This window comes from Bradyrhizobium sp. ORS 375 (assembly GCF_000239775.1).
GTDB lineage: Bacteria > Pseudomonadota > Alphaproteobacteria > Rhizobiales > Xanthobacteraceae > Bradyrhizobium.
Window position 1 is genome coordinate 1 of the sequence record NZ_CAFI01000079.1, and the last position, 22267, is coordinate 22267.

Below are 22267 nucleotides of genomic sequence, written 5' to 3' on the forward strand. Positions count from 1 at the left end.
AAATTGTCTTGCGGTTCATTTCCAACAACATCGAGATTCCGGGTTCAATCGCCAAAGCGCAGCCGCGATGCGGCTGCACTTTGTCGATTGCCCCGGAATGACGGGCAGGCATGACCGGCAAGTTTCGCAAATTAATGGGGCGCGAGACACTCAGCGCGGCAGCGGCTGGGCCCGCGATGCGGGGAGGGCGCCGATTGGTGCTACGCTGTCAGCCGCTTCACTTCGGCGCGTTGCCACCTCTCCCGCCGCATCAAGCACCGGATAGGCGACCGAGCAGATGTGCGAGTGGATGCGGCGGAGATCGCGCAGCACGTCGAGATGGAGCGAGGTCGTCTCCAGCGTTTCCGAGCGGCCCTCGCGCAGCCGCTCCAGATGCCGCTCGGTGGCGGCGAGCTCGGCGTTGCGCAGCTCGGCCTTCTGATCGAGCAGGCGATGCGCCTGCTGTGCATCGCCGGACATGAAGATGCCGAAGGCAATGCGCAGCGACTCCATGATCTGGCGGTGGAACGCCTGCAGCTCGTCGGCGCCTTCGAGCGAGAACTGAAAGCGGCGCTTGATCTTCTTGGTCGCGAGCTCGCTGAGGTTCTTGTCGATGATGTCGCCGATATGCTCGAGGTTGATTGCAAACGAGATGATCTCCATCGCGCGCTTGCCCTCGCGCTCGTCCAGGCTGCCGCGGGTGAGCTTGGTGATGTAGAGCTTGATCGCTTCATCCAGCCGGTCGACGACGTTGTCGTTGCGCGAGACCTGATCGACGAGACCGCGATCATTGGTCATCATTGCCGTCATCACGTTGCGCAGCATGGTCTCGACCAGGTCTCCCATCCGCAGCGCCTCGCGCGCGGCATCGGCCAGCGCGAGCGACGGCGTCTCCAGCGCGGTCTCATCGAGATAGCGCGGCTTCGCCGGATCGACCTCGGCCGGGCGGTCCGGGAACAGCCGGACGAGGAGCTTCTCCATGGCGCCGAGCAGGCCGATGAAGACCACGGCCGTGCCGAGATTGAAGGCCATGTGGAACTGGGCGGTCAGCTTCGACAGATCCGGCTGCCAGAGCTGCAGCTGCGCCGCCAGCGGATGCAGGAACGGCGCGATCAGCGCGACGCCGATGATGCGGTTGAGGAGATTGCCGACGGGCAGGCGATAGCTCGCCGGATTGTCGCGGCGCGCGCCCTCGAACACCGGATTGACGGCGCTGCCGAGATTGGCCCCGAGCACCAGCGCAAGCGCCGCCTCAGGCGTGATGAAATGCGCATAGGCGAGCGACATCACCAATAGCACGCTGGCGACGCTGGAGTGCACGATCCAGGTGACGACAGCACCGAAGATGATGCACAGCGTGACATCCGCCGTGATCGCCTGCATGAACACGCGCATCGCCGGCGCTTGTTCGGCCGGCGCGAGCGTATCGATCAGGATGTGCAGCGACAGCAGCATCAGGCCGAGCCCGATCGAGACGCGGCCGATGTCCTTGATTCGCGATCGCGGTCCGCTGCGGAACGCCACCAGCCCGATCACGAACAGCACCGGCGCCACCGCCGCCACATTGAACGACAGCACCTGGACGATCAGCGTGGTGCCGATATTCGCACCCAGCATGATCGCGAGCGCCGGGATCAGGCCGACGAGGCCTTCCGCCGCGAACGAGGTGGTGATGAGCGCGGTCGCCGTGCTGCTCTGGAGCAGGGCCGTGAGGCCCAATCCGGCGAGCAGGGCGCTGAAGCGGTTGCGCAGCGCGCGTGACAGCAGGAGCCGGAGGTCCGGCCCGAACGCGCGCAGAATGCCGCTGTGGACCATGTGCAGGCCCCACAGCAGCAACGCAACGCCGCCCATCAGATCGAGCAGAACCATGATTCCCGTTCGTCTCCGCAACCTCTGCTGCGAAGGCTACGCCCAATCGGCAGCGGATCAACGCCAATTTGTCGGCCCTGCGTGCCTGATCGCAGGGCGCTCCGTGGACCGCTGAGGACGTCGTTAAGCGGCGTTGAAGGCCGCGAAGCCTCGATCAAGATCAGCCTTGAGATCCTCGGTATTCTCCAGGCCGATGTGCAGCCGCAGCGTGGGTCCGCCGGGCGTCCATGACGTGGCGGTGCGGTAGCTCGTGCAGTCGAACGGGATCGCAAGACTCTCGAAGCCGCCCCAGGAGTAGCCCATCCCGAACAAGGTCAGGGTGTCGAGCATGGCGTCAACGGCGGCTTGCGGCTTTGGTTGCAGCACGATGCTGAACAGGCCCGAGGCGCCGGTGAAGTCGCGCTTCCAGATGGCGTGGCCGGGATGGCTCTCCAGCGCCGGATGCAGCACCTCGACCACCTCGGGGCGCGTGGCGAGCCAGCGCGCCATCTCCAGGCCGGACCGATGATGCTGCGCGAGCCGCACGCCGAGCGTCCGCACGCCACGCAAGGCCAGGGACACGTCGTCCGGGCCGGCGCAGACGCCGAGCAGGCGGATGCCCTCGGAGATCAGCGGCCAGGCTTTCGCATTGGCCGAAATGGTGCCGAACATGATGTCGGAGTGGCCGCCGATATATTTGGTGGCCGCCTGCATGCTGATGTCGACGCCCTGGTCGAGCGAGCGGTGGTACAGCGGCGTGGCCCAGGTGTTGTCGTCGATGACCAGCGCGCCATGCGCATGCGCGACCGCCGCGATCGCCGGAATGTCCGGCATTTCGAACGACTGCGAGCCCGGCGCTTCGACAACCACCGCGCGTGTATTCGTCTTGAGCAGTTGCTCAATTCCTGTGCCGATCAATGGGTCGAAATAGGTCGTCTCGACGCCGTAGCGCGCCAGCATACCGTTGCAGAAATTTCGGGTGGGGCGATAGATGCTGTCGCACACCAGCACATGGTCGCCGGCCTTGAGCACCGACAGAAGGGTCGTCGAGATCGCGCCGAGACCCGACGGTGCGATGCCGACGCCGGCGCATTGCGGGCCCTCGAGCGCCATCAAGGCTTGTTGCAGCGCTTTCGTGGTCGGGGTGCCGTGACGTCCGTACTGGAATTCGCCGCGGTGCGCGTGGAGGTCTTCGGCCGTGGGATACAGAACGGTCGACCCATGAACGACCGGCGGATTCACGAATCCGTGCTGCGCCTTGGGGTCGCGTCCCGCCGTGACCAGCCGCGTTTCGACGTTTTGTCGCACCGCCGAAGCGGGATCGTTCGATGATGCCATTCGCGTGTCTTTTCTCTTGTAATGCCGCCGGGATAGCGCAAATCGGGCAGGACTGCGGTCGTTAATAACAGAATGCAGAACCGGGCCGTCAACCCCTTGACCCGGACCGCCAGTCGTTCTGTGATGCCGGCGCAATTCGATCGCTGCACGTTGAGGGGCCTGCCGCGATTTCCGCTTCATCATGCATGCACGGCGTTACTGTGCATGGCGTACGCCGTATTGTTGGTATGGCGTTTGCAATGGCGGATTCAGGTCGGCCCCATCCACGCGCTGAGATTTCATCGCTCCTCAAGGACGACCGCGAAAGGCTGTATTTATGAAACGCGTCACTCTGGCTCTCACTCTTGCTCTCGCCCCGGTGCTGGCGAGCGTCGGCGCCCAGGCCGAAACGCTCAAGACCGTAAAGGATCGCGGCATGCTCGCCTGCGGCGTCAGCCAGGGTCTGCCCGGTTTCTCGAACCCGGACGACAAGGGCAACTGGACCGGGCTCGACGTCGACGTCTGCCGCGCCATTGCGGCCGCGATCTTCAACGACCCGACCAAGGTCAAGTTCGTGCCGCTGTCGGCCAAGGACCGCTTTACTGCACTGCAGTCGGGTGAAGTTGACGTGCTGTCCCGCAACACGACCTGGACTCTGTCGCGTGATACGTCGCTCGGCGCCAACTTTGCCGGCATCACCTACTATGACGGCCAGGGCTTCATGGTGAAGAAGGCCCTCAAGGTCAATTCGGCGCTCGAGCTGAACAGCGCCTCGGTCTGCGTGCAGACCGGCACGACCACCGAGCAGAACCTCGCCGACTACTTCAAGGCCAACAAGATGAAGTACGAGGTGATCGCGTTCGCCGGCGCCGACGAGACCGTGAAGGCCTATGAATCCGGCCGCTGCGACGTGTTCACCACCGACGTCTCCGGCCTCTACGCCGAGCGCCTGAAGCTCTCCAATCCGGCCGACCACGTCGTGCTGCCCGAGGTGATCTCGAAGGAGCCGCTCGGTCCGATGGTGCGCCACGGTGACGATCAGTGGTTCGACATCGTGAAATGGACCCTGTTCGGGCTGATCACGGCCGAGGAAATGGGCGTCACCCAGGCGAATGTCGACGATATGGCCAAGTCCGACAAGCCCGACTTCAAGCGGGCCTTCGGCACCGACGGCAATCTCGGCGAGCAGCTCGGTCTCACCAAGGACTGGTTCTCGCGCATCGTGAAGGCGGTCGGCAATTACGGCGAGATGTATGAGCGCAATGTCGGCGCCGGCTCCAAGCTGCAGATCGCGCGCGGTCTGAACCAGCTCTGGAACAAGGGCGGCCTGCAGTACGCGCCGCCGATCCGCTGATCGCTGGACCATATCGGGGCTGCGGCGAATGAGCATCGAAGCGAGGCTACCGCCTCCGCAATATGGGCTTCGTCTGAAGCGCATGCTGGGGGGCAAGGCAGGATGGAACGGCATCATCCTGCAGATCCTGTTCGTCGCAGTCCTGGTGTGGGTTGGCTATGAGATCATAGCCAACGCCCGTAGCAACCTGGCCGCCCAGCGCATCACGTCGGGCTTCGGGTTCCTCAACAACACGGCCGGGTTCGACGTGAACCAGGCCCTCATCAGCTACTCCGGCTCGGACAGCTACAGCCGGGTGCTGATGGTCGGCATTCTCAACACGCTGCTGGTCTCCGTGATCGGTATCGTGCTGGCGACCATCCTTGGCTTTCTCGTCGCGCTCGGCCGGCTGTCGCCGAACGCGCTGCTGTCGCGGGTCTCTGGCGCCTATGTCGAGCTGATCCGTAATCTGCCGCTGCTGTTCCAGATCCTGTTCTGGTACCTCGCGGTGCTGGCGGCCCTGCCGGGGCCGCGCCAGAGCATTTCGCTGTTCTCGACCTTCTTCCTCAACAACCGCGGCTTCATCGTTCCACGTCCGATCGAGGAGCCCGGCTTCATGCCGTTCCTGATCGCGCTCGGCGTCGCGATCGTCGCCTCCATTGGTCTTCGCTTCTATGCGCGGCGCGAATTGTTCGTCCGCGGTCACGCGATGCGGATCTGGCCCTATGTACTGGGCATGCTGATCGGCCTGCCGCTCATTGCGATGCTGGTGTATGGCGCGCCCGTTGCCTTCGAAGTGCCGGTGTTGAAGGGATTCAACTTCGCCGGCGGCTCGCGCATCATTCCCGAACTGGTCGCGCTGACGCTGGCGCTGACCATGTACACGGCCTCGTTCATCGCCGAAGTGGTGCGCGCCGGCATCCTGTCGGTCCACAAGGGGCAGATGGAGGCGGGCCTCTCGCTCGGCCTCAGTCGCGGCACCGTGCTGCGCCTGATCGTCGTGCCGCAGGCGCTTCGCGTGATCCTGCCGCCGCTGACCAACCAATATCTCAACCTGACCAAGAACTCGTCGCTTGCGGTGGCCATCGGCTATCCCGACCTCGTCTCGGTGTTCGCCGGCACCACGATGAGCCAGACCGGACAGGCGATCGAGATCATCGGCATCACGATGGGCGTCTATCTGGCGCTGTCGCTGATCACGAGCGCGATGATGAGCTTCTACAGCTGGCGCCTTGGCAAGAGACTTGGTGCTTGAGGGACCTGATGCCTAAGAGACTTGGCGCATGACCGACATCACCGCTTCGACCTTCATTCGTCAGGACATGGCCGGGGAGCGTCCGGCGCCGGTCAAGACCACGGGCTTCGTCGGTTTCGTCCGCACGAAGCTCCTGAACTCGCCGACCAACATCCTGCTCACGCTGGTGAGCGCGCTGCTGATCTGGTTCACCGTCATCCCGGCCTTGAAGTTCATGCTGGTGGATGCGGTCTGGGTCGGCAAGGATCGTGACGCCTGTCTCGCGGAAAACGCGGGGCGTGCGGTCGGCGCCTGCTGGCCCTACATCTCGGCGAAGTTCGGCCAGTTCATGTACGGCTTCTATCCGGAGGCGGACCGCTGGCGGGTCAATCTGACCTATGTGCTCGCGGTGGTGCTGCTGGTGCCGCTGCTGATCCCGCGCCTGCCGGCCAAGGGCCTCAACGCCGGGCTGTTCTTCTTCGCGCTGCCCGTCGTTGCGTTCTTCCTGCTGTATGGCGGCGGCCTGTCGGGCTTCGGCGTGAGCTGGACGACGAGCACGCTGCAGCTGTTCGTGGAGAGCATCGATACGGCCGGCAACGCGCTGGTGCGCGCCGGTGACAATCTGCCGGTGGCCGGCGTGCTGCTATGGCTGCTCGGCAAGCTCGTCGTGCTGATCGGAACTCTTGCCTCGTGGGTGATCTGGCCGCTGGTCTGGATCCGCCACGAGCTGCAGCAGTCGCATCAGCCGGTGTGGAATGATCTCGTGCTGACGGGGCTCGTGGTCACCGCGCTGGTTTTCGTCATCGGCGGCGGGAGCAGGGCGCTGCGCTCGGTCATCGCCACGGCCGCGACCTTCGTCGGCATTGCGATCGTGATCGGCATCATGGGCCTGGATCGCGGCGGTCTCCCGATCGTCGACACGCGACTGTGGGGCGGCATGCTGGTGACGCTGGTGGTCTCGGTCATCGGCATCGTCGCGTCGATGCCGATCGGCATTGCGCTCGCGCTCGGGCGGCGCTCGACCATTCCGCTCATTCGCATCTTCTCGATCGCCTTCATCGAGCTGGTGCGCGGCGTGCCGCTGATCACCGTGCTGTTCTTCGCGACCTACATGCTGCCGCTGTTCCTGCCCGGCAATGTCAGGGTCGACGGCTTGGTGCGGGCCCTGATCGGCGTGGCGCTGTTCTCCGGCGCCTACATGGCCGAGGTGATCCGCGGCGGCCTGCAGGCCATTCCGCGCGGCCAGGCGGAGGCGGCGAGCGCGCTCGGCCTGTCCTGGTGGAAGACCACGAGCTTCATCGTGCTGCCGCAGGCGCTGCGCCACGTCATTCCCGGCATCGTCAACAGCTTCATCTCGCTGTTCAAGGATACCTCGCTGGTGTCGATCGTGGCGCTGTTCGACCTGCTGGGCAGCCTCAAGGCCTCCTTCGCCGATCCGGTCTGGGCGACGCCGACCACCGCCTTCACCGGCTTTGCCTTCACCGGTCTGATCTACTTCGCCTTCTGCTTCGGCATGTCGCGCTACTCCCTGCTGGTCGAGCGCCGTCTCAACGCGCACCGGCGCAATTGAACAGAGATCATCGAGTAACAGATCCATGACCGCAAATTCGATCGTCAGCATCTCCGCGCTCAACAAATGGTACGGCGAGTTCCACGTGCTGCGCGACATCAACCTGTCCGTGGCGAAAGGCGAGCGCATCGTGATCTGCGGTCCCTCCGGCTCGGGCAAGTCGACCCTGATCCGTTGCATCAACGCGCTGGAGGAATTCCAGGAGGGCGAGATCAATGTCGACGGCATCGATCTCGGACCGAACCTCAAGCGGGTGGATGAAGTTCGCCGCGAAGTCGGCATGGTGTTCCAGAGCTTCAACCTGTTCCCGCATCTGACCGTGCTGGAGAACTGCACCTTGGCGCCGATCTGGGTGCGCAACATCCCGCAGAAGGAGGCCGAGGCGACCGCGATGAAGTTCCTGGAGCGGGTCAAGATCCCGCACCAGGCGCAGAAATATCCGGGCCAGATGTCCGGCGGTCAGCAGCAGCGCGTCGCGATCGCCCGCGCGCTGACCATGAACCCGAAGGTGATGCTGTTCGACGAGCCGACCTCGGCGCTCGACCCCGAGATGGTCAAGGAGGTGCTCGACACGATGGTCGACCTCGCCAAGGAGGGCATGACCATGCTGGTCGTGACCCACGAGATGGGCTTCGCCCGCGAGGTCGCCAACCGCGTCGTATTCATGGACGCCGGCCAGATCATCGAATCGAACACGCCGCAGGAGTTCTTCGCCAACCCGCAGCACGCGCGCAGCAAGCTGTTCCTGAGCCAGATCCTGCGGCACTGAGGAGGGCGGCGGGAATCGCGAATAGCGAATGAACGGTTTCGTTCGCTACTCGCTGCTCAACCTCACACGAATGGCGGCTTGATGCCGCTGCGTCGCTCGAGCCAAGCCGGCACCGGCAGGTTCTTCGAGCGCATGAAGTCCGGATTGTACAGCTTCGACTGATAGCGCGTGCCGGAATCGCACAGGATGGTCACGATGGTGTGGCCGGGCCCGAGCTTCCGGGCGAGCTGCACCGCCCCAGCCACGTTGACGCCGGTCGAGCCGCCGAGGCAAAGGCCTTCGTGCTGCACGAGATCGTAGATGGTGTTGACGGCCTCTTCGTCCGAGACCAGGAACGCGTCATCGACCTTTGCGGTCTCGATCACCGGTGTCACTCGTCCGATGCCGATGCCCTCGGTGATGGAATCGCCGGGCGTGGATTTGACCTCGCCGTTCTTGAACCAGTTGTACATCGCAAAGCCGTGCGGGTCGGCGCAGGCGGTGACGATGTTCTTGTTCCTGTCCTTCAGATAGCGGCTGGTGCCGGCGATGGTGCCGCCGGTGCCGACGGCGCAGATGAACGCGTCGACCTTGCCATCGGTTTGCTCGAAGATCTCCGGACCCGTCGACTCGTAGTGCGCCTTGGCATTGTCGAGGTTGTTCCACTGGTCGGCGAACAGCACGCCGTTTGGTTCGGTCTTGCGCAACTCGTCGGCGAGCCGGCGCCCGACATGCTGATAGTTGTTGGGATTGCTGAACGGCAGCGCCGGAACCTCGACGAGGTCAGCGCCGCACAGCCGCAGCATGTCCTTCTTTTCCTGGCTCTGCGTCTCCGGAATCACGATCAAGGTGCGATAGCCGCGCGCGCTGGCGACGACCGCCAAGCCGATGCCGGTGTTGCCGGCCGTCGCTTCCACGACGAGCCCGCCGGGCTTGAGATCGCCGCGTTTCTCGGCCTCGAGGATCATCCATTTTCCGGCGCGGTCCTTGACCGACTGGCCGGGATTCATGAACTCGGCCTTGCCGAGGATCGTGCAGCCCGTCGCCTCCGAGGCGCGCTTGAGCCTGATCAGGGGCGTGTTGCCGATCGCCTGGACGACGTCGTTTCTTATGGCCATTTGCAGATACCTTGGGCAGCTTCCTGAAATCACATCTAGGAAGACACTAGCCCAGTCTCCAGTGCCGCGTAAGCCGCGCGGCCGAGCGACCGCGGCTCCGATCGTGCCTCCTATCGTGCCTCCTATCGTGCCTTGGCGAACACCACCTGCCGTACGTCGATGTTCCCCGACAGGAAACCTGCTTCGCAATAGGAGAGATAATATTCCCACAGCCGGCGGAAGCGCTCGTCGAAGCCGGCGGGCGTGAGGTCCGGCCAGGCCGCGCGAAAATTGTTGCGCCAGATCGCGAGCGTCTTGGCATAATCTTCCCCGAAGATGCGCTCGCGGATGACGGGTATGCCAAACCGTTCGCCAAGCGACTTGAGGATCTGCGGCGTCGGCAGCATGCCGCCGGGGAAGACGTAGCGCTGGATGAAATCGACCTCGCGCCGGTAGTGGTGAAACAGGCTGTCCTGTATGGTAATTGCCTGCACACCGGCGAGGCCGCCGGGCAGCAAACGGTCTCGCAGCTGCGAAAAATATTTCGGCCAGAACTGCTCGCCCACGGCCTCGATCATCTCGATCGAGGCGATGCGGTCGTAGCGGTCGCACTCGTCGCGATAGTCCTGCAGGCGGATTTCGACCTTCTCGGAAAGTCCGGCCTCATGGATGCGGCGCTGCGCGAAATCGCGTTGCTGCTCGCTGATGGTCAGTCCAACGACTCTGGTGCCGAACGTCTTGGCCGCGTATTCGGCGAAGCCGCCCCAGCCGCAGCCGATCTCCAAGAGCGTCTGCCCCGGCTTCAGGTCGATCGCCTCGGCGAGCCGCTTGTATTTGTTGGTTTGCGCCGCCGTGAGATCGGTGGTGTGCTCCTCGAACAGAGCCGAGGAATAGGTCATGCTGGGATCGAGCCAGGCCGAGTAGAACGAATTGCCGATGTCGTAATGCGCGTAGATGTTGCGCTTGGCCTGGCGCTTGGTGTTGCGGTTGAACCAGTGCCGGACCAGCTGGGCAAACCGGATCAGCGGCTTGTCCTCCAGCATCGCTTGCAGCAGATGCTGGTTGACGCAGAACAGATAGAGAAACTGCGTCAGGTCGGGAGTATCCCAGTCGCCGTTCAGATAGGCTTCTGCAATGCCGATGTCGCCGCCGTTGATGATGCCCGAGGCAAAGCCGTAATTGGCCAGGATCATCGCCGCGGCCGGCCCCGGCTCGACGCCCCCGAGCCGGACGACGCGGCCGTCGGGCAGCGTCACGTCGAGCGTGCCCTTCCGCAACCGCGAGCCGAACCCCAAAGCGAGGCGGGGCAGGCGGGGCAGATCGGCGAGCACCTTGTCGATGTTGTCAGGGGTGACGGGGATGACGTCCGGCATGGCAGGTCCATTTACGCAAACGGCTCTGTGCCCTCGTCCCATGCGGCGGCCGTTCAGGCGCCTTTCGGGAGCGGGTGGCTGGAGCAGAGCGCGCTGGCCGTTTCCGGTCAGCGCTGCGATATATAAGCGTGGCTGTCGTTTCTCGCCAAGCCGGTATCGGTTCCGGACGGCGTGGTGCCGCCACGCGGCACGAGGCGGACGCCCTTGACCCAGAGCCGCAGTGCCTCCCAGTGGATGGCGCCGAAGATCTTGAGGGTCACGAGCGGCAGGGAGCCGAAGGCGGCGAGCAGGGTGCGCGAGGTCAGCGCGCGGCGGCGGCCGAAGAAGGTGGCGGCGAGCAGCGGGCCGTCGGCCCCCGTTTCCAGAATCCGCAATCTGACGTTGTCATCGGGCGGCGTGACCCGAAAGTGGTAGCGCATCGCCATGTCGATAAAGGGCGAGACGTAGAAGGTCTTGTCCTGCTCCTGGCGCAGCCCGGCGTCCGTGAGCTCGCCTGGTCCCACCGGCAGCACATAGGGCTTGATCTCGCCGAAGGTGTTGCGGACCTCGTAGATCATCAGCGCCAACGTGCCGTCGCTGCGGTAGCAGAAATACACCGAGAGCGGATTGAACACGTAGCCGAGCAGCCGCGGATAGCACAGCAATAAAACACGTCCGCCGCCGAGATCGACGCCGTGCTCCGAGGCACAGGATTTCGCGTAGGCCAGCAGCGAGGAGCCGTCGCGCGGTCCATGGTCACGCTCGTGAAAGCTGTAGAGCGCGCGTCGGTTGACGCCGAACAGCGCGCATTGCCCGTCCGCTTCGTCGAGCCGGCCGAGATCGATCAGCAGGCTCATCACCCGATACTGAAAGCGATGCGTGGTCGGCCGCATGCGGGCATGCATCACCTCGCCGACATAGAGTTCGGCTGCCGCCTTGTGAGATACCGGTTGGTCGGTGTTCATCTCGAATCTATTCCGCAGCCTCGGCGAGCTCGGCGGGCAGCCCGCGCCATGGGACGGACGCGCCGAGTGCCTCCGCCACCGCGAGGCCCGAGCGCAGCCCGTCCTCGTGGAAACCATAGCCGGTCCAGGCCCCGCAGAACCAGGTGTGGCGCTGCCCCTGAATCGTTGCCAGACGCTTCTGCGCCGCAAAGGCGGCAGCGGTGTATTGCGGATGCTCACAGACATATTTGCCGAAGGTCAGCTCCGGAGCCGGAGCGAAGGGGGGATTGAGGCTGACGAACAGCGGCTTGTCGTGATCGATGCCTTGCAGATTGTTCATCCAATAGGTCACGGCGACGTCGTTCATCGGAACACCCTCGCGCTGCCAGCGCAGGAAATTCCACGACGCCCAGGCGCGGCGCCGCTTCGGCATCAGCCTGACGTCCCGGTGCAGATAGATCGTGTTGGGCGAGTATTTGATCGCGCCGAGCACGCTGCGCTCCTGCTCGTCCGCGTCGGAGAGCATCGCAAGGGCTTGGTCGCTATGCGCAGCGATGACGACATGATCGTAGGTGTCGCGATGACCGCTGCTGTCCTGAACGACGACACCATGGGGCGTGCGCTCGACTGACGTGACGGCGCTGCCGAGCCTGACGTGGTTGCGGAAACTCGCCGTCAGCTTCTCGACATAGCGGCGGCTGCCGCCCTTCACCGTGCGCCAGACCGGGCGGTCATACTGCAGCAACCGATGGTTGCTGAAGAAGGCCACGAAGTTCTCGGCCGGAAACTCCAGCATTTCCGAGGCCGGCGCGGACCAGATCGCAGCGCCCATCGGGGCCAGGTAGTCGGTAAGCAGGCGCGGGGCGAAATGGTTGCGGCGGAAATAGTCGCCAAGCGTGAGCCCCTCGAGGCGACCGGCCTTGAAGTCGGCGGTGCTCTGCTCGTTGAAGGTGAGGATGTCCCTGAGCATCCAGAGATACGACGTCGACAACAGGTTGCTCGGCTGCGCGAACAGCCCCTTGGCGGTGTCGAGCCAGGTGTTGCCGCCGCCCTTCCATTCGAATCGGCCGGCATCCGCGGTGACGGCGAAGCTCATGCTGCTGTCGACCGTCTCGACGCCGAGGTGGTCGAACAGCGCCGTCAACTCCGGATAATTCAGCTCGTTGTAGACGATGAAGCCGATGTCGACCGAGACCGGGGTGCCGCCATAGTCGATCGTCACGGTGTGGCTGTGGCCTCCCGGACGAAGATCGCGCTCATAGACGGTGATCGGATAACGCTTCGCCAGGGACCAGGCCGCGGCGTTCCCCGCAATGCCCGTTCCAACCACCGCAACTCGCATTTATGCCCCCTCAAGTTCACGTGCGAGTTACGGAGCCCCGGCCCAAGGGTTTCAGAACGCGTTCCTACCGTCACACCACAGCCCAAAATCGCACGCGACAGATGAAATCTTGGTAAGGCTGCGCCCGCAGGCTGACGGCTGATCTTGTCAAAAAACCCGCTGATTTACGGGAGATTCGACGATCTGACATCCTTCTCGGTGGGTCGGCCTCCGGGGGACAGGGGAGCTGCAGGGCTGTCCCGCGCCATGGGCTGCAGCTAGAATGAGTCCCAAGACGACAGGGAAGCATCACGCCAGTGTCACCAGTGGGAATCGCCGTCGACGAGCCCTGCCGCGCGTCCGCTGACACGCGGGCCGTCGCCGGAAAGCCGGAGCGCCGTGCGCAGTCCGGCCTGCGGCATTTTGTCCGCTGGGCCGCCGCCCTCGGATTGGCGGCAAGCTCCGCCGGCTGCCTGCTGACGCAGGATATTCCCGATCCCGCCCTCGATCTGCCCAAACGCTACAAGTCGGCGTCCGGCGCCGATCTGGCCGCGCCTCCGCCGCTGGACTGGTGGCGTGGCTTCGGCTCTCGCGAGCTGACCCAGCTGATGGAGGAGGCGCAGAGCGTCAACCTCGACATCGCCGCGTCCGTGGCGCGGTTCAGGCAGGCGGACGCGCTGGCGCGGCAGGCCGGCGCGGCGCTGCTGCCGAGCCTGTCGACCACGGGGCAGGAAACCTATTCGCGCACGTCGGGCTCGAGCTCGAGCGGGCTGACCAATGGCGGCCGCGAGGTCGTCAACTACCAGGCCTCGCTGTCGGCGAGCTATCAGCTCGACTTCTTCGGACAGAATCGGGACGCGCTGCAGGCCGCCGAGGAGACCGCGGTCGCCAACCGGTTCGATCGCGACGTCACCCAATTGACGACGCTGGCGACCGTCGCCAATGCCTATTTCCAGGTGCTCGCGGCCCAGGATCGCATCCGCACCGCCGAGCGCAACATCGCCAGCGCCACGCGCGTGCTCGACGCCATCCGCGAGCGGCAGAAGGCCGGCACCGGCAACGATCTCGACGTCGCCCAGCAGGAGAGCGTGCTCGCCAACCAGAAGGCGGCGGTGCCGCCGCTGCGCCAGACGCTCGATCAGAACGTCAATGCGCTGGCGGTGCTGGTGGCGCGCTCGCCGGAAGGCATCCACATCTCCGGCGGGTCGCTCGATCAGATCAGGACGCCGCGCGTCACTCCGGGGCTGCCGTCGGAGCTCCTGACGCAGCGGCCGGACATTCGCCGCCAGGAGGCGCAGTTGGCGTCCGCAACGGCGAATGTCGGCAGCGCCCGGGCGCAGTTCTTTCCGAGCATCCAGCTGACCGGCAATGGCGGCTATCAGAGCGCAGCCCTGGTCTCGCTGTTTCAGCCGCATGCGGCGTTCTTCAGCATGGCCGGCAGCCTGACTCAGCCGATCTTCGATGGCGGACGGATCCTGGGCAATTTCGAGAATGCCAGGGCGAGGCAGGACGAGTTGCTGCAGACCTATCGCAAGACCGTCATCCAGTCCTTCACCGACGTCAACAACGCGCTGTTCTCGATCAAGCAGACCACGATCCGGCTGCAGCTGCAGCGCGAGGTCGTCGCCGCCTCACGCCGGGCCTTCCAGCTGTCCGAGCAGCAGCTGCGGGCAGGAACTGCCGACATCGTGACCGTCTTGAATACCCAATTGACGCTGTTCCAGGCCGAGGACGCGCTATGGCAGGCGCAGCTGGCGCGCCTGCAGGCGTTCGTGAGCCTGTACCAGGCGCTCGGCGGCGGCTGGGAGCCGCGCATGGAGAAGTCGGCCGATGCTCTTTAAACCGGAGGAGAAGGGAGCAGGGGCCGTGAAGCGCGCCAGGACCAGCATTGCGCGGCGGCTGGTCTCGATCACGATCACGCTGCTGATCCTGGGCGGCCTCGGCTATATCGGCTGGATGGCCATGCAGCAGAAGCAGCAGGCCAACAACCGCTTTGCGCGGCCGGACCTTCCCGTGCCGGTTCTGGCGGCCTCGCCCACCATCAAGGACGTGCCGGTCTATCTCGACGGCGTCGGTGCGGTGCGCGCGCTCAATACCGTGACGGTGCGCTCGCAGGTCGACGGCAAGCTGATCGCGGTCAACTTCGTCGAGGGCCAGGACGTCAAGCAGGGCGACGTGCTCGCCGAGATCGATCCGGCCATCTACCAGGCGCAATATGACCAGGCCGTCGCCAAGAAGGCCCAGGACGAGGCACAGCTGGCCAACCAGAAGCTCGACCTCGCCCGCTACGAGCAGCTCGCCGCCAGCAGCGCCGGCTCCAAGCAGCAGGCCGACACACAGCGCGCGGTCGTGGCGCAGCAGCAGGCGCTGATCAAGGCCGATCAGGCGGCGATCGACAACGCGGCGGCCACGCTGAGCTACACCAAGATCGTGGCGCCGCTGTCTGGCCGGGCCGGACTGCGTCAGGTCGACAAGGGCAACATCATCCGAGCGTCCGATACGACCGGCCTGGTCGTGATCACGCAATTGCAGCCGATCGCGGTTCAGTTCAGCCTGCCGCAGCAGCAGATCATGCGGGTCAATGCCGCCGCCGCCAAGGGGCCGCTCGCCGTCGACGTATTCGGCAATGACGGCGTGACTGTCATCGACACCGGAACGTTGCGCGGCATCGACAACCAGGTCGATCAGACCACCGGCACGCTGAAGCTGAAGGCGGAGTTTCCCAATGCCAAATTCCAGCTGTGGCCGGGCCAATTCGTCAACGTCCGCCTCAAGGTCGAGACGCTGACGCAGGCGCTGACGGTGCCGACCTCGGCGGTGCAGCGCGGGCCCGCGGGCACCTTCAGCTACGTGATCGGCGAGGGCGACATCGCCTCGGCGCATCCGGTGACGGTGGTGCAGCAGAACGAGACCGAGGCCGTGATTGCGAGCGGCCTGAGTTCGTCCGATCGCGTGATCACGACCGGCTTTGCCAATCTCGCCGATGGCGCCAAGGTCGTGGTCGGCCGCGCCGATCAGGCGCCGCAGGTCGATCTCGCGCCGCGCAAGCGCGGGCGCAATCCGCAAGGAAAGGATCAAGCCAAGGACCAGGCGAAGGAGGGTGGTGCACCCGCCGAAGGCGCGCCGAAAGACGGGGAGCGCCGTCGTCGGCCATCCGGCGAAGGTCAGGGCGATGCTGGAGGTCCGCCTCAGGGCAGTGGCGAGCAGGGGCGTGGCGCGAGGCCGCAGCCATGATGCGAACGACAGAGTGAGGGGCGTGTCGCGATGAGCGTCTCCGAACCCTTCATCCGCCGTCCTATCGCTACGTCGCTGCTCGGCGTCGCGCTTCTCATCGGCGGCCTGCTCGGCTATCTCGCATTGCCGGTGTCGGCGCTGCCGCAGGTCGATTTTCCCACGGTGCAGGTCACGACGCAGCTGCCGGGCGCCAGCCCCGACGTGATCGCCTCGCTGATCACCGCTCCCTTGGAGCGCCAGCTTGGCCAGATCCCGTCGCTGTCGGTCATGAACTCCACGAGCTCGTTCGGCGTCAGCCAGATCTCGCTGCAGTTCGATCTCGGCCGCGATATCGATGGCGCCACGCAGGACGTGCAGGCCGCGATCAATGCCGCCGCGGGCGTTCTGCCGAAGTCGCTGCCCTATCCGCCGACCTACGCCAAGGTCAATCCGGCCGACGCGCCCGTGATGACGCTCGCGCTGACCTCGGAGACGATCTCGCTGCGCGCGATGAGCGACATGGCCGACACCATCCTCGCGCAGAGGCTCAGCCAGGTCTCCGGCGTCGGCCGCGTGTCGGTGCTGGGGGGATTGAAGCCAGCGGTGCGAGTGCAGGCCGACCTGGCGCGGCTCGCCGCCTACGGCATCTCGATGGAGGATCTGCGCGCCGCCATTGCCGGCGCCAACGTCTCCGGTCCGAAGGGCTCACTGGATGGCGCGCAACAGGCCTACCTGATCACCGCCAACGATCAGATCGCTGCGGCCGACGCCTACAAGCCGATCATCATCGCCTATCGCAACGGCTCGCCGGTGACGATCGGCGATGTCGCCACCATTGTCGACGGGCTGGAGAACGATCGCACCGGCGGCTGGTATCAGGGCGTGCCGGCCGTCATCCTCGACATCCAGCGCCAGCCCGGCGCCAACGTCATCGAGGTGGTCCGGCAGATCCGCGCCGAGATCCCAAAACTGCAGCGGACGATTCCCGCCGGCGTAAAGCTCGCCATCGTCAGCGACCGGACCGTGACCATCCGCGCCTCCGTGCACGACGTGCAGTTCACGCTGGTGCTGAGCGTCGTGCTGGTCACGCTGGTCGTGCTGCTGTTCCTGCGCTCCATGCGCGCCACGATCATCGCCGGCGTGGCCTTGCCGCTGTCGCTGATCACGAGCTTCGGCGTGATGTATTTCGCCGGCTTCAGCCTCGACAATCTCTCGCTGATGGCTCTGACGATCGGCACCGGCTTCGTGGTCGACGACGCGATCGTGATGATCGAGAACATCGTGCGCCACATGGAGAACGGCGAGAGCGCGATGAATGCCTCGCTGCGCGGCGCGCGCGAGATCGGCTTCACGGTTATCTCGCTGACGGTGTCGCTGATTGCGGTGTTCATCCCATTGCTGTTCATGTCCGGCCTTGTCGGCCGCATGTTCCGCGAGTTCGCCTTGACGCTCACGATTGCGGTCGTGACCTCGGCGGTGGTGTCGCTGACCCTCACGCCGATGATGTGTTCGCGTCTCCTGAAGCATGCCAGCGAGGAATGGGTGCTGCCGGGGCTGAACGCCATCAGCCGCTTCATCGACCGCACCGTGGCCGTCTATCACCGCAGCCTGTTGTGGGTGCTGGACCGCCAGACCGAGACGCTGGTCGTGACCTTCGCGACCCTGGCGGCGACGCTGGCGCTGTACGTCGTCGCGCCAAAAGGATTCCTGCCGCTGCAGGACACCGGCTCGATCACGGCGGTGACCGAGGCCGGGCCCGACGTGTCCTTCGCGGAGATGAGCCGACGGCAGGCGGAGCTCGCGGCCGCGATCCAGGCCGATCCCGACGTCGTCGGCGTCGTCTCGGTGATCGGCGCCGGCTCGGTCAATCCGACCACCAATGTCGGCCGCCTCGTCATGACGTTGAAGCCGCTCGGCGAGCGCAAGGACGGGGTCGCCGCGGTGATCGACCGGCTGAAGCAGAAGACGGCCGGCGTGCCCGGGATGACCGTATACTTCCAGCCGGTCCAGGACGTGCAGATCTCGACCCAGGCGAGCCGCTCGCAATATCAGTACACGCTGACCGGCGCCGATGCCGGCGAAGTCTCGAAATGGGCAAGGCAGCTGGTTGCCGAGATGCGACGCGATCCGCTGTTCCGCGACGTCTCGTCCGAGGCGCAGGAAGGCGGGCTGCGTGCTGAGCTGACCATCGACCGTCAGCGCGCCGGCCAGCTCGGCGTCAGCCTGCAGGCCGTCACCGACACGCTCAACGATGCCTTCGCTCAGCGGCAGATCTCGACGATCTATGGCCAGGCCAATCAGTACCGCGTGGTGCTGGAAGCACTGCCGATGTATCAGCGCGATCCCTCGATCCTCTCGAAGCTCTACCTCCCGGGCGCCGGCGGGCAGGTGCCGCTGTCGGCGGTGGCGAGCCTCAAGCGCACGACGACGCCGCTGGCGCTCTCGCATCAGGCGCAATTCCCCGCGGTGTCGCTGAGCTTCAACCTCGCGCCGGGCGTCGCACTGAGCGAGGCGGTGGAGGCGCTGCATGTCACCGAGAACCGCATCGGCATGCCCGGCAGCATCATCGGTGTATACTCCGGCGATGCCGCCGAATTCGCCAAGTCTCTGGCCGGCCAGCCTTGGCTGCTGCTCGCGGCCGTGATCACGATCTACATCGTGCTCGGCGTGCTCTATGAGAGCTACATCCATCCGATCACGATCCTGTCGACGCTTCCTTCAGCGGGCGTCGGCGCCATCCTGGCGCTGATGCTGTTCGGTCAGGATCTCTCGGTGATCGGCTTGATCGGCATCATCCTGCTGATGGGCATCGTCAAGAAGAATGCGATCATGATGATCGACTTCGCGCTCGAGGCCGAACGGCACGAGAGCCGCACGCCGACCGACGCGATCGTGCAGGCGTGCCTGCTGCGCTTTCGTCCGATCATGATGACGACGCTGGCCGCCCTGTTCGGTGCGCTGCCGCTGGCCATCGAGAGCGGCACCGGCTCGGAGCTGCGCTTCCCGCTCGGCATCTCCATCATCGGCGGCCTGCTGCTCAGCCAGCTCCTGACGCTCTACACGACGCCGGTGATCTATCTCGCGCTCGACCGCATCAATCGCCGCTTCGAGCGCGCGCTGCCGCCGGCGCCCGATCTGCCGTCGCCGCCGATCGCCGGTGCGACCGAAGGCATCCAGTGATGGCCTCGATCTCCGAGCCGTTCATCCGCAGGCCGGTCGGCACCACCTTGCTCTCGATCGGCCTGTTCCTGATCGGGATCGTCGCCTACATATTCCTGCCGGTGGCGCCGGTACCCAACGTCGATTTCCCGTCCATTTTCGTGTCTGCATCGCGGCCCGGCGCCGATCCCTCGGTCATGGCAGCGACGGTCGCGGCGCCCCTGGAGCGACGGCTCGGCGAGATCGCCGGCGTCGACCAGATCACCTCGACGAGCTCGCTCGGCATCACCAACATCCAGATCCAGTTCTCGATCGGCCGCGACATCGACAAGGCGGCGCGCGACGTGCAGGCGGCGATCAACGCCGCGCTGTCCGACCTGCCGAGCGACCTGCCGGCCTTGCCGCGCTTCCGCAAGGCGAATACCGCGGCTGCCCCGGTGTTCGTGCTGGCGCTGACCTCGAAGACGCTGACGCCGAGCGCGATGTACGACGTCGCCGACACCGTGCTGGCGCAGAGGCTGTTCCAGGTGCCGGGCGTCGGCAACGTCACGGTCAGCGGCGCCGATCAGCCGGCGGTGCGGATCGCGCTCAATCCGGTGTCGCTGGCCAATGCCGGCATTTCGACCGACGACGTGCGGCTGGCGATCATCGCCGCCAACCCGATCGGTCCGGTCGGCATCTTCGAGGGCGAACGGCAGAGCGAGACGATTGCGGTCAACAAGCAGATGAGAACCGCGGCGGAATTTCGCGACATCCTGATCAAGAGCAGCAATGGCAGCTTCGTGCGGCTGGCGGACGTTGCCGACGTCGAGGATTCCGTCCGAAACGTGCGCTCTATCGCCTGGTTCAACAAGCAGCCGGCGGTGCTGATCCAGATCGCCAAGCAGGGCGATGCCAATGTCATCGAGACCGTGGACCGGGTCAAGGCGCTGATCCCCGAGCTCAAGCAGTGGATTCCCGCTGGGATCGAGATCTCGACCTTGATCGACCGCACCGGCACGATCCGCGCCTCGGTCGAGGACATGCAATGGACCCTGCTCGCGACCGCCGTGCTGGTCATGGTCGTCGTGTTCGTGTTCCTGCGCCGCCTGGTGCCGACCGTGGCTGCCGGCGTCTCGGTGCCGCTGGCGCTGGCGGGCACCTGCGCCGCGATGTGGCTGGCCGGCTTCTCGATCGACAACCTTTCACTGATGGCGCTGGCGATCTCGGTGGGCTTCGTCGTCGACGACGCCATCGTCATGATCGAGAACATGTACCGCAATCTCGAGCACGGCCTGTCGCCGATGCGGGCCGCGATGGATGGCGCACGGCAGATCGGCTTCACGGTGCTCTCGATCAGCCTGTCGCTGGTCGCGGCCTTCGTGCCGCTGATCTTCATGGACGGCGTGGTCGGCCGCCTGCTGCGCGAGTTCTCGCTGACGCTGACCTTCGCGATCGTGGTCTCGACGCTGGTGTCGCTGACGGTGACGCCGATGATCTGCGCGCATTACATCAAGGAGACGCTGTCCGATCGCGCCACCTGGTTCGATCGCGTCGTCGAGGGCACGCTGTCGGGCATGGTCCGCTTCTACGCCTGGACGCTACGCGGCGTGCTGGTCTATCCGTTCCTCACCTTGCTGGTGTTCTTCGCCACCATTGCCCTGACGGTGACGCTCTACATCAAGGTGCCCAAAGGCTATTTCCCGACGGACGATTCCGGCTTCATCATCGGCGCGACGCGCGCCTCGGCCGACATCTCGTTCCAGTCGATGCTGAGCCTGCAGCAGCGGCTTGCCGACATCGTGATGGCCGACCCCGCCGTGGCCGGCCTCGGCTCGACCATCGGAGGCGGCGGTGGGCCAGGCGGCGCGACCTCGAACCGCGGCACCATGTTCATCAACCTCAAGCCGCCGGCGGAGCGGGAGGGCGTCTCGACCGAGCTCGTGATCAACCGGCTCCGGCGGAGTCTCGCCATGGTGCCGGGCATCCGCCTCTTCATGTTCGCCGCCCAGGATGTCCGCGCCGGCGGCCGTCAGAGTGATTCCGACTATCAGTATACGCTGAGCAGCCCCGACCTCGATCTCCTGCAGAAATGGGCGCCGATCGTCGCCAAGCGGCTGGAGACGGTCGACGGCATCACCGACATTTCCAGCGACCGCGATCCCGGTGGGCTGCAGCTCGCGCTCCGGATCGACCGGCAGAAGGCGGCGAGCCTCGGCGTTCGCGTCCAGGACATCGACAACGCGCTCAACAATGCCTTCGCGCAGCGCCAGATCTCGATCATCTACAGCCAGCGCAACCAGTACATGGTGGTGCTGGAGATCGATCCGAAGTTCCAGACCGATCCATCCAATCTCGACCGCATCTATGTCGCGGGGGCAGGGGATGCGCAGATCCCGTTGTCGGCGCTGGTGAAGGCCGAGCGTGGGCTGTCGCCGCTCGCCGTGTATCACTCGCAGTCGTTCCCCTCGACGACCGTGTCGTTCAACCTGCTGCCCGAGGTGCCGTTGCAGGTCGCAACCGCCAACATCCAGCGCGCCGTCGACGAGCTTCACATGCCCGAGGGCATCCGCGGCGGCTTCGACGGCAATGCCGGCGACTTCAACAAGGGCAGCGGCCGCCAGCCGCTGCTGATCCTCTCCGCGCTGGTCGCGATGTATATCGTGCTCGGGGTGCTCTACGAGAGCCTGGCGCATCCGCTGACCATCATCTCGACCCTGCCGTCGGCCGGGCTCGGCGCGTTGCTCGCACTGCAGGTCACCAATACGCCGCTCACGGTCATCGCCTTTGTCGGCATCATCCTGCTGATCGGCATCGTCAAGAAAAACGGCATCATGCTGGTCGACTTCGCGCTCGAGGCCGAGCGCCAGCGCGGCATGTCCTCGGCGGACGCGATCTTCGAGGCCTGCCGCGTGCGCTTCCGCCCAATCCTGATGACGACGCTGGCTGCGCTGTTCGCCGGCCTTCCGCTGGTGATTGCGACCGGTCCGGGCACCGAGCTGCGCCGGCCGCTCGGCATCACCATCATCGGCGGCCTTCTGGTGTCGCAGATCCTGACGCTGTACACGACGCCGGTGATCTACCTGCTGATCGACCGGCTGCGCCGCCGCTCCGCGCCGGAGCCCTTAGCCGCGCCTGCCGAATGAGCCGTTGTGGCGGCGGGCAAGGGCGCG

Annotated in this window: 14 protein-coding genes; 8 read left to right on the plus strand and 6 right to left on the minus strand. The window is 65.3% G+C overall.

All coding sequences use genetic code 11. The features are described from left to right. Positions 1–150: 150 nt before the first annotated feature. A complete protein-coding gene (locus BRAO375_RS06780; protein ID WP_009026718.1) occupies positions 151–1848 on the minus strand; it encodes a Na/Pi cotransporter family protein in 1698 nt (565 codons plus the stop codon). A 123-nt stretch (positions 1849–1971) separates the two neighbouring features. Next, positions 1972–3165, minus strand: coding sequence for a cystathionine beta-lyase (gene metC / locus BRAO375_RS06785; RefSeq protein WP_009026719.1), 1194 nt, complete (start codon positions 3163–3165; stop codon positions 1972–1974). Between the two features lie 316 nt (positions 3166–3481). Here metC and BRAO375_RS06790 point away from each other — a divergent pair, with 316 nt between their 5' ends. From BRAO375_RS06790 to BRAO375_RS06805, 4 genes are read left to right on the plus strand one after another with little or no spacing between them, the layout of a single operon-like run. Beyond that, the gene (locus BRAO375_RS06790) at positions 3482–4498 is read left to right on the plus strand and encodes an amino acid ABC transporter substrate-binding protein (RefSeq protein ID WP_009026721.1); all 1017 of its coding nucleotides are present in this window, start codon (positions 3482–3484) and stop codon (positions 4496–4498) included. Between the two features lie 28 nt (positions 4499–4526). Next, complete coding sequence (locus tag BRAO375_RS06795; RefSeq protein WP_009026722.1) at positions 4527–5732, plus strand: amino acid ABC transporter permease; 1206 nt, start codon at positions 4527–4529, stop codon at positions 5730–5732. Between the two features lie 28 nt (positions 5733–5760). After that, on the plus strand, positions 5761–7281 hold the full coding sequence (locus BRAO375_RS06800) for an amino acid ABC transporter permease (RefSeq protein WP_009026723.1): 1521 nt from the start codon (positions 5761–5763) through the stop codon (positions 7279–7281). A 25-nt stretch (positions 7282–7306) separates the two neighbouring features. Continuing rightward, a complete protein-coding gene (locus BRAO375_RS06805; protein ID WP_009026724.1) occupies positions 7307–8050 on the plus strand; it encodes an amino acid ABC transporter ATP-binding protein in 744 nt (247 codons plus the stop codon). A 62-nt stretch (positions 8051–8112) separates the two neighbouring features. On the opposite strand, the gene BRAO375_RS06810 is transcribed toward BRAO375_RS06805, so the two are convergent. The 4 genes from BRAO375_RS06810 to BRAO375_RS06825 form a co-directional block, all read right to left on the minus strand. Then, positions 8113–9147 (minus strand): cysteine synthase A, encoded by a 1035-nt coding sequence (locus tag BRAO375_RS06810; protein ID WP_009026725.1) that lies wholly within the window; start codon positions 9145–9147, stop codon positions 8113–8115. 122 nt (positions 9148–9269) lie between these two features. Further along, positions 9270–10499, minus strand: a complete 1230-nt coding sequence (locus BRAO375_RS06815) for an SAM-dependent methyltransferase (protein WP_009026726.1) — start codon at positions 10497–10499, stop codon at positions 9270–9272. 107 nt (positions 10500–10606) lie between these two features. After that, positions 10607–11443 carry a DUF1365 domain-containing protein gene (locus tag BRAO375_RS06820; protein WP_009026727.1) on the minus strand — a complete coding sequence of 279 codons (837 nt, stop codon included), beginning with the start codon at positions 11441–11443 and terminating at the stop codon, positions 10607–10609. A 7-nt stretch (positions 11444–11450) separates the two neighbouring features. Next, on the minus strand, positions 11451–12764 hold the full coding sequence (locus BRAO375_RS06825; protein ID WP_009026728.1) for an NAD(P)/FAD-dependent oxidoreductase: 1314 nt from the start codon (positions 12762–12764) through the stop codon (positions 11451–11453). A 296-nt stretch (positions 12765–13060) separates the two neighbouring features. Between BRAO375_RS06825 and BRAO375_RS06830 the strand changes: the two genes are divergently transcribed. From BRAO375_RS06830 to BRAO375_RS06845, 4 genes are read left to right on the plus strand one after another with little or no spacing between them, the layout of a single operon-like run. Beyond that, positions 13061–14584, plus strand: coding sequence for an efflux transporter outer membrane subunit (locus tag BRAO375_RS06830; RefSeq protein WP_009026729.1), 1524 nt, complete (start codon positions 13061–13063; stop codon positions 14582–14584). After that, positions 14574–15977 carry an efflux RND transporter periplasmic adaptor subunit gene (locus tag BRAO375_RS06835; RefSeq protein WP_009026730.1) on the plus strand — a complete coding sequence of 468 codons (1404 nt, stop codon included), beginning with the start codon at positions 14574–14576 and terminating at the stop codon, positions 15975–15977. Before BRAO375_RS06830 ends, BRAO375_RS06835 begins: the two co-directional genes overlap by 11 nt. 30 nt (positions 15978–16007) lie before the next feature. Then, complete coding sequence (locus BRAO375_RS06840; RefSeq protein WP_009026731.1) at positions 16008–19136, plus strand: efflux RND transporter permease subunit; 3129 nt, start codon at positions 16008–16010, stop codon at positions 19134–19136. Continuing rightward, on the plus strand, positions 19136–22240 hold the full coding sequence (locus tag BRAO375_RS06845) for an efflux RND transporter permease subunit (protein ID WP_009026732.1): 3105 nt from the start codon (positions 19136–19138) through the stop codon (positions 22238–22240). The genes BRAO375_RS06840 and BRAO375_RS06845 overlap by 1 nt, the downstream gene beginning before the upstream one ends. Positions 22241–22267 lie beyond the last annotated feature (27 nt).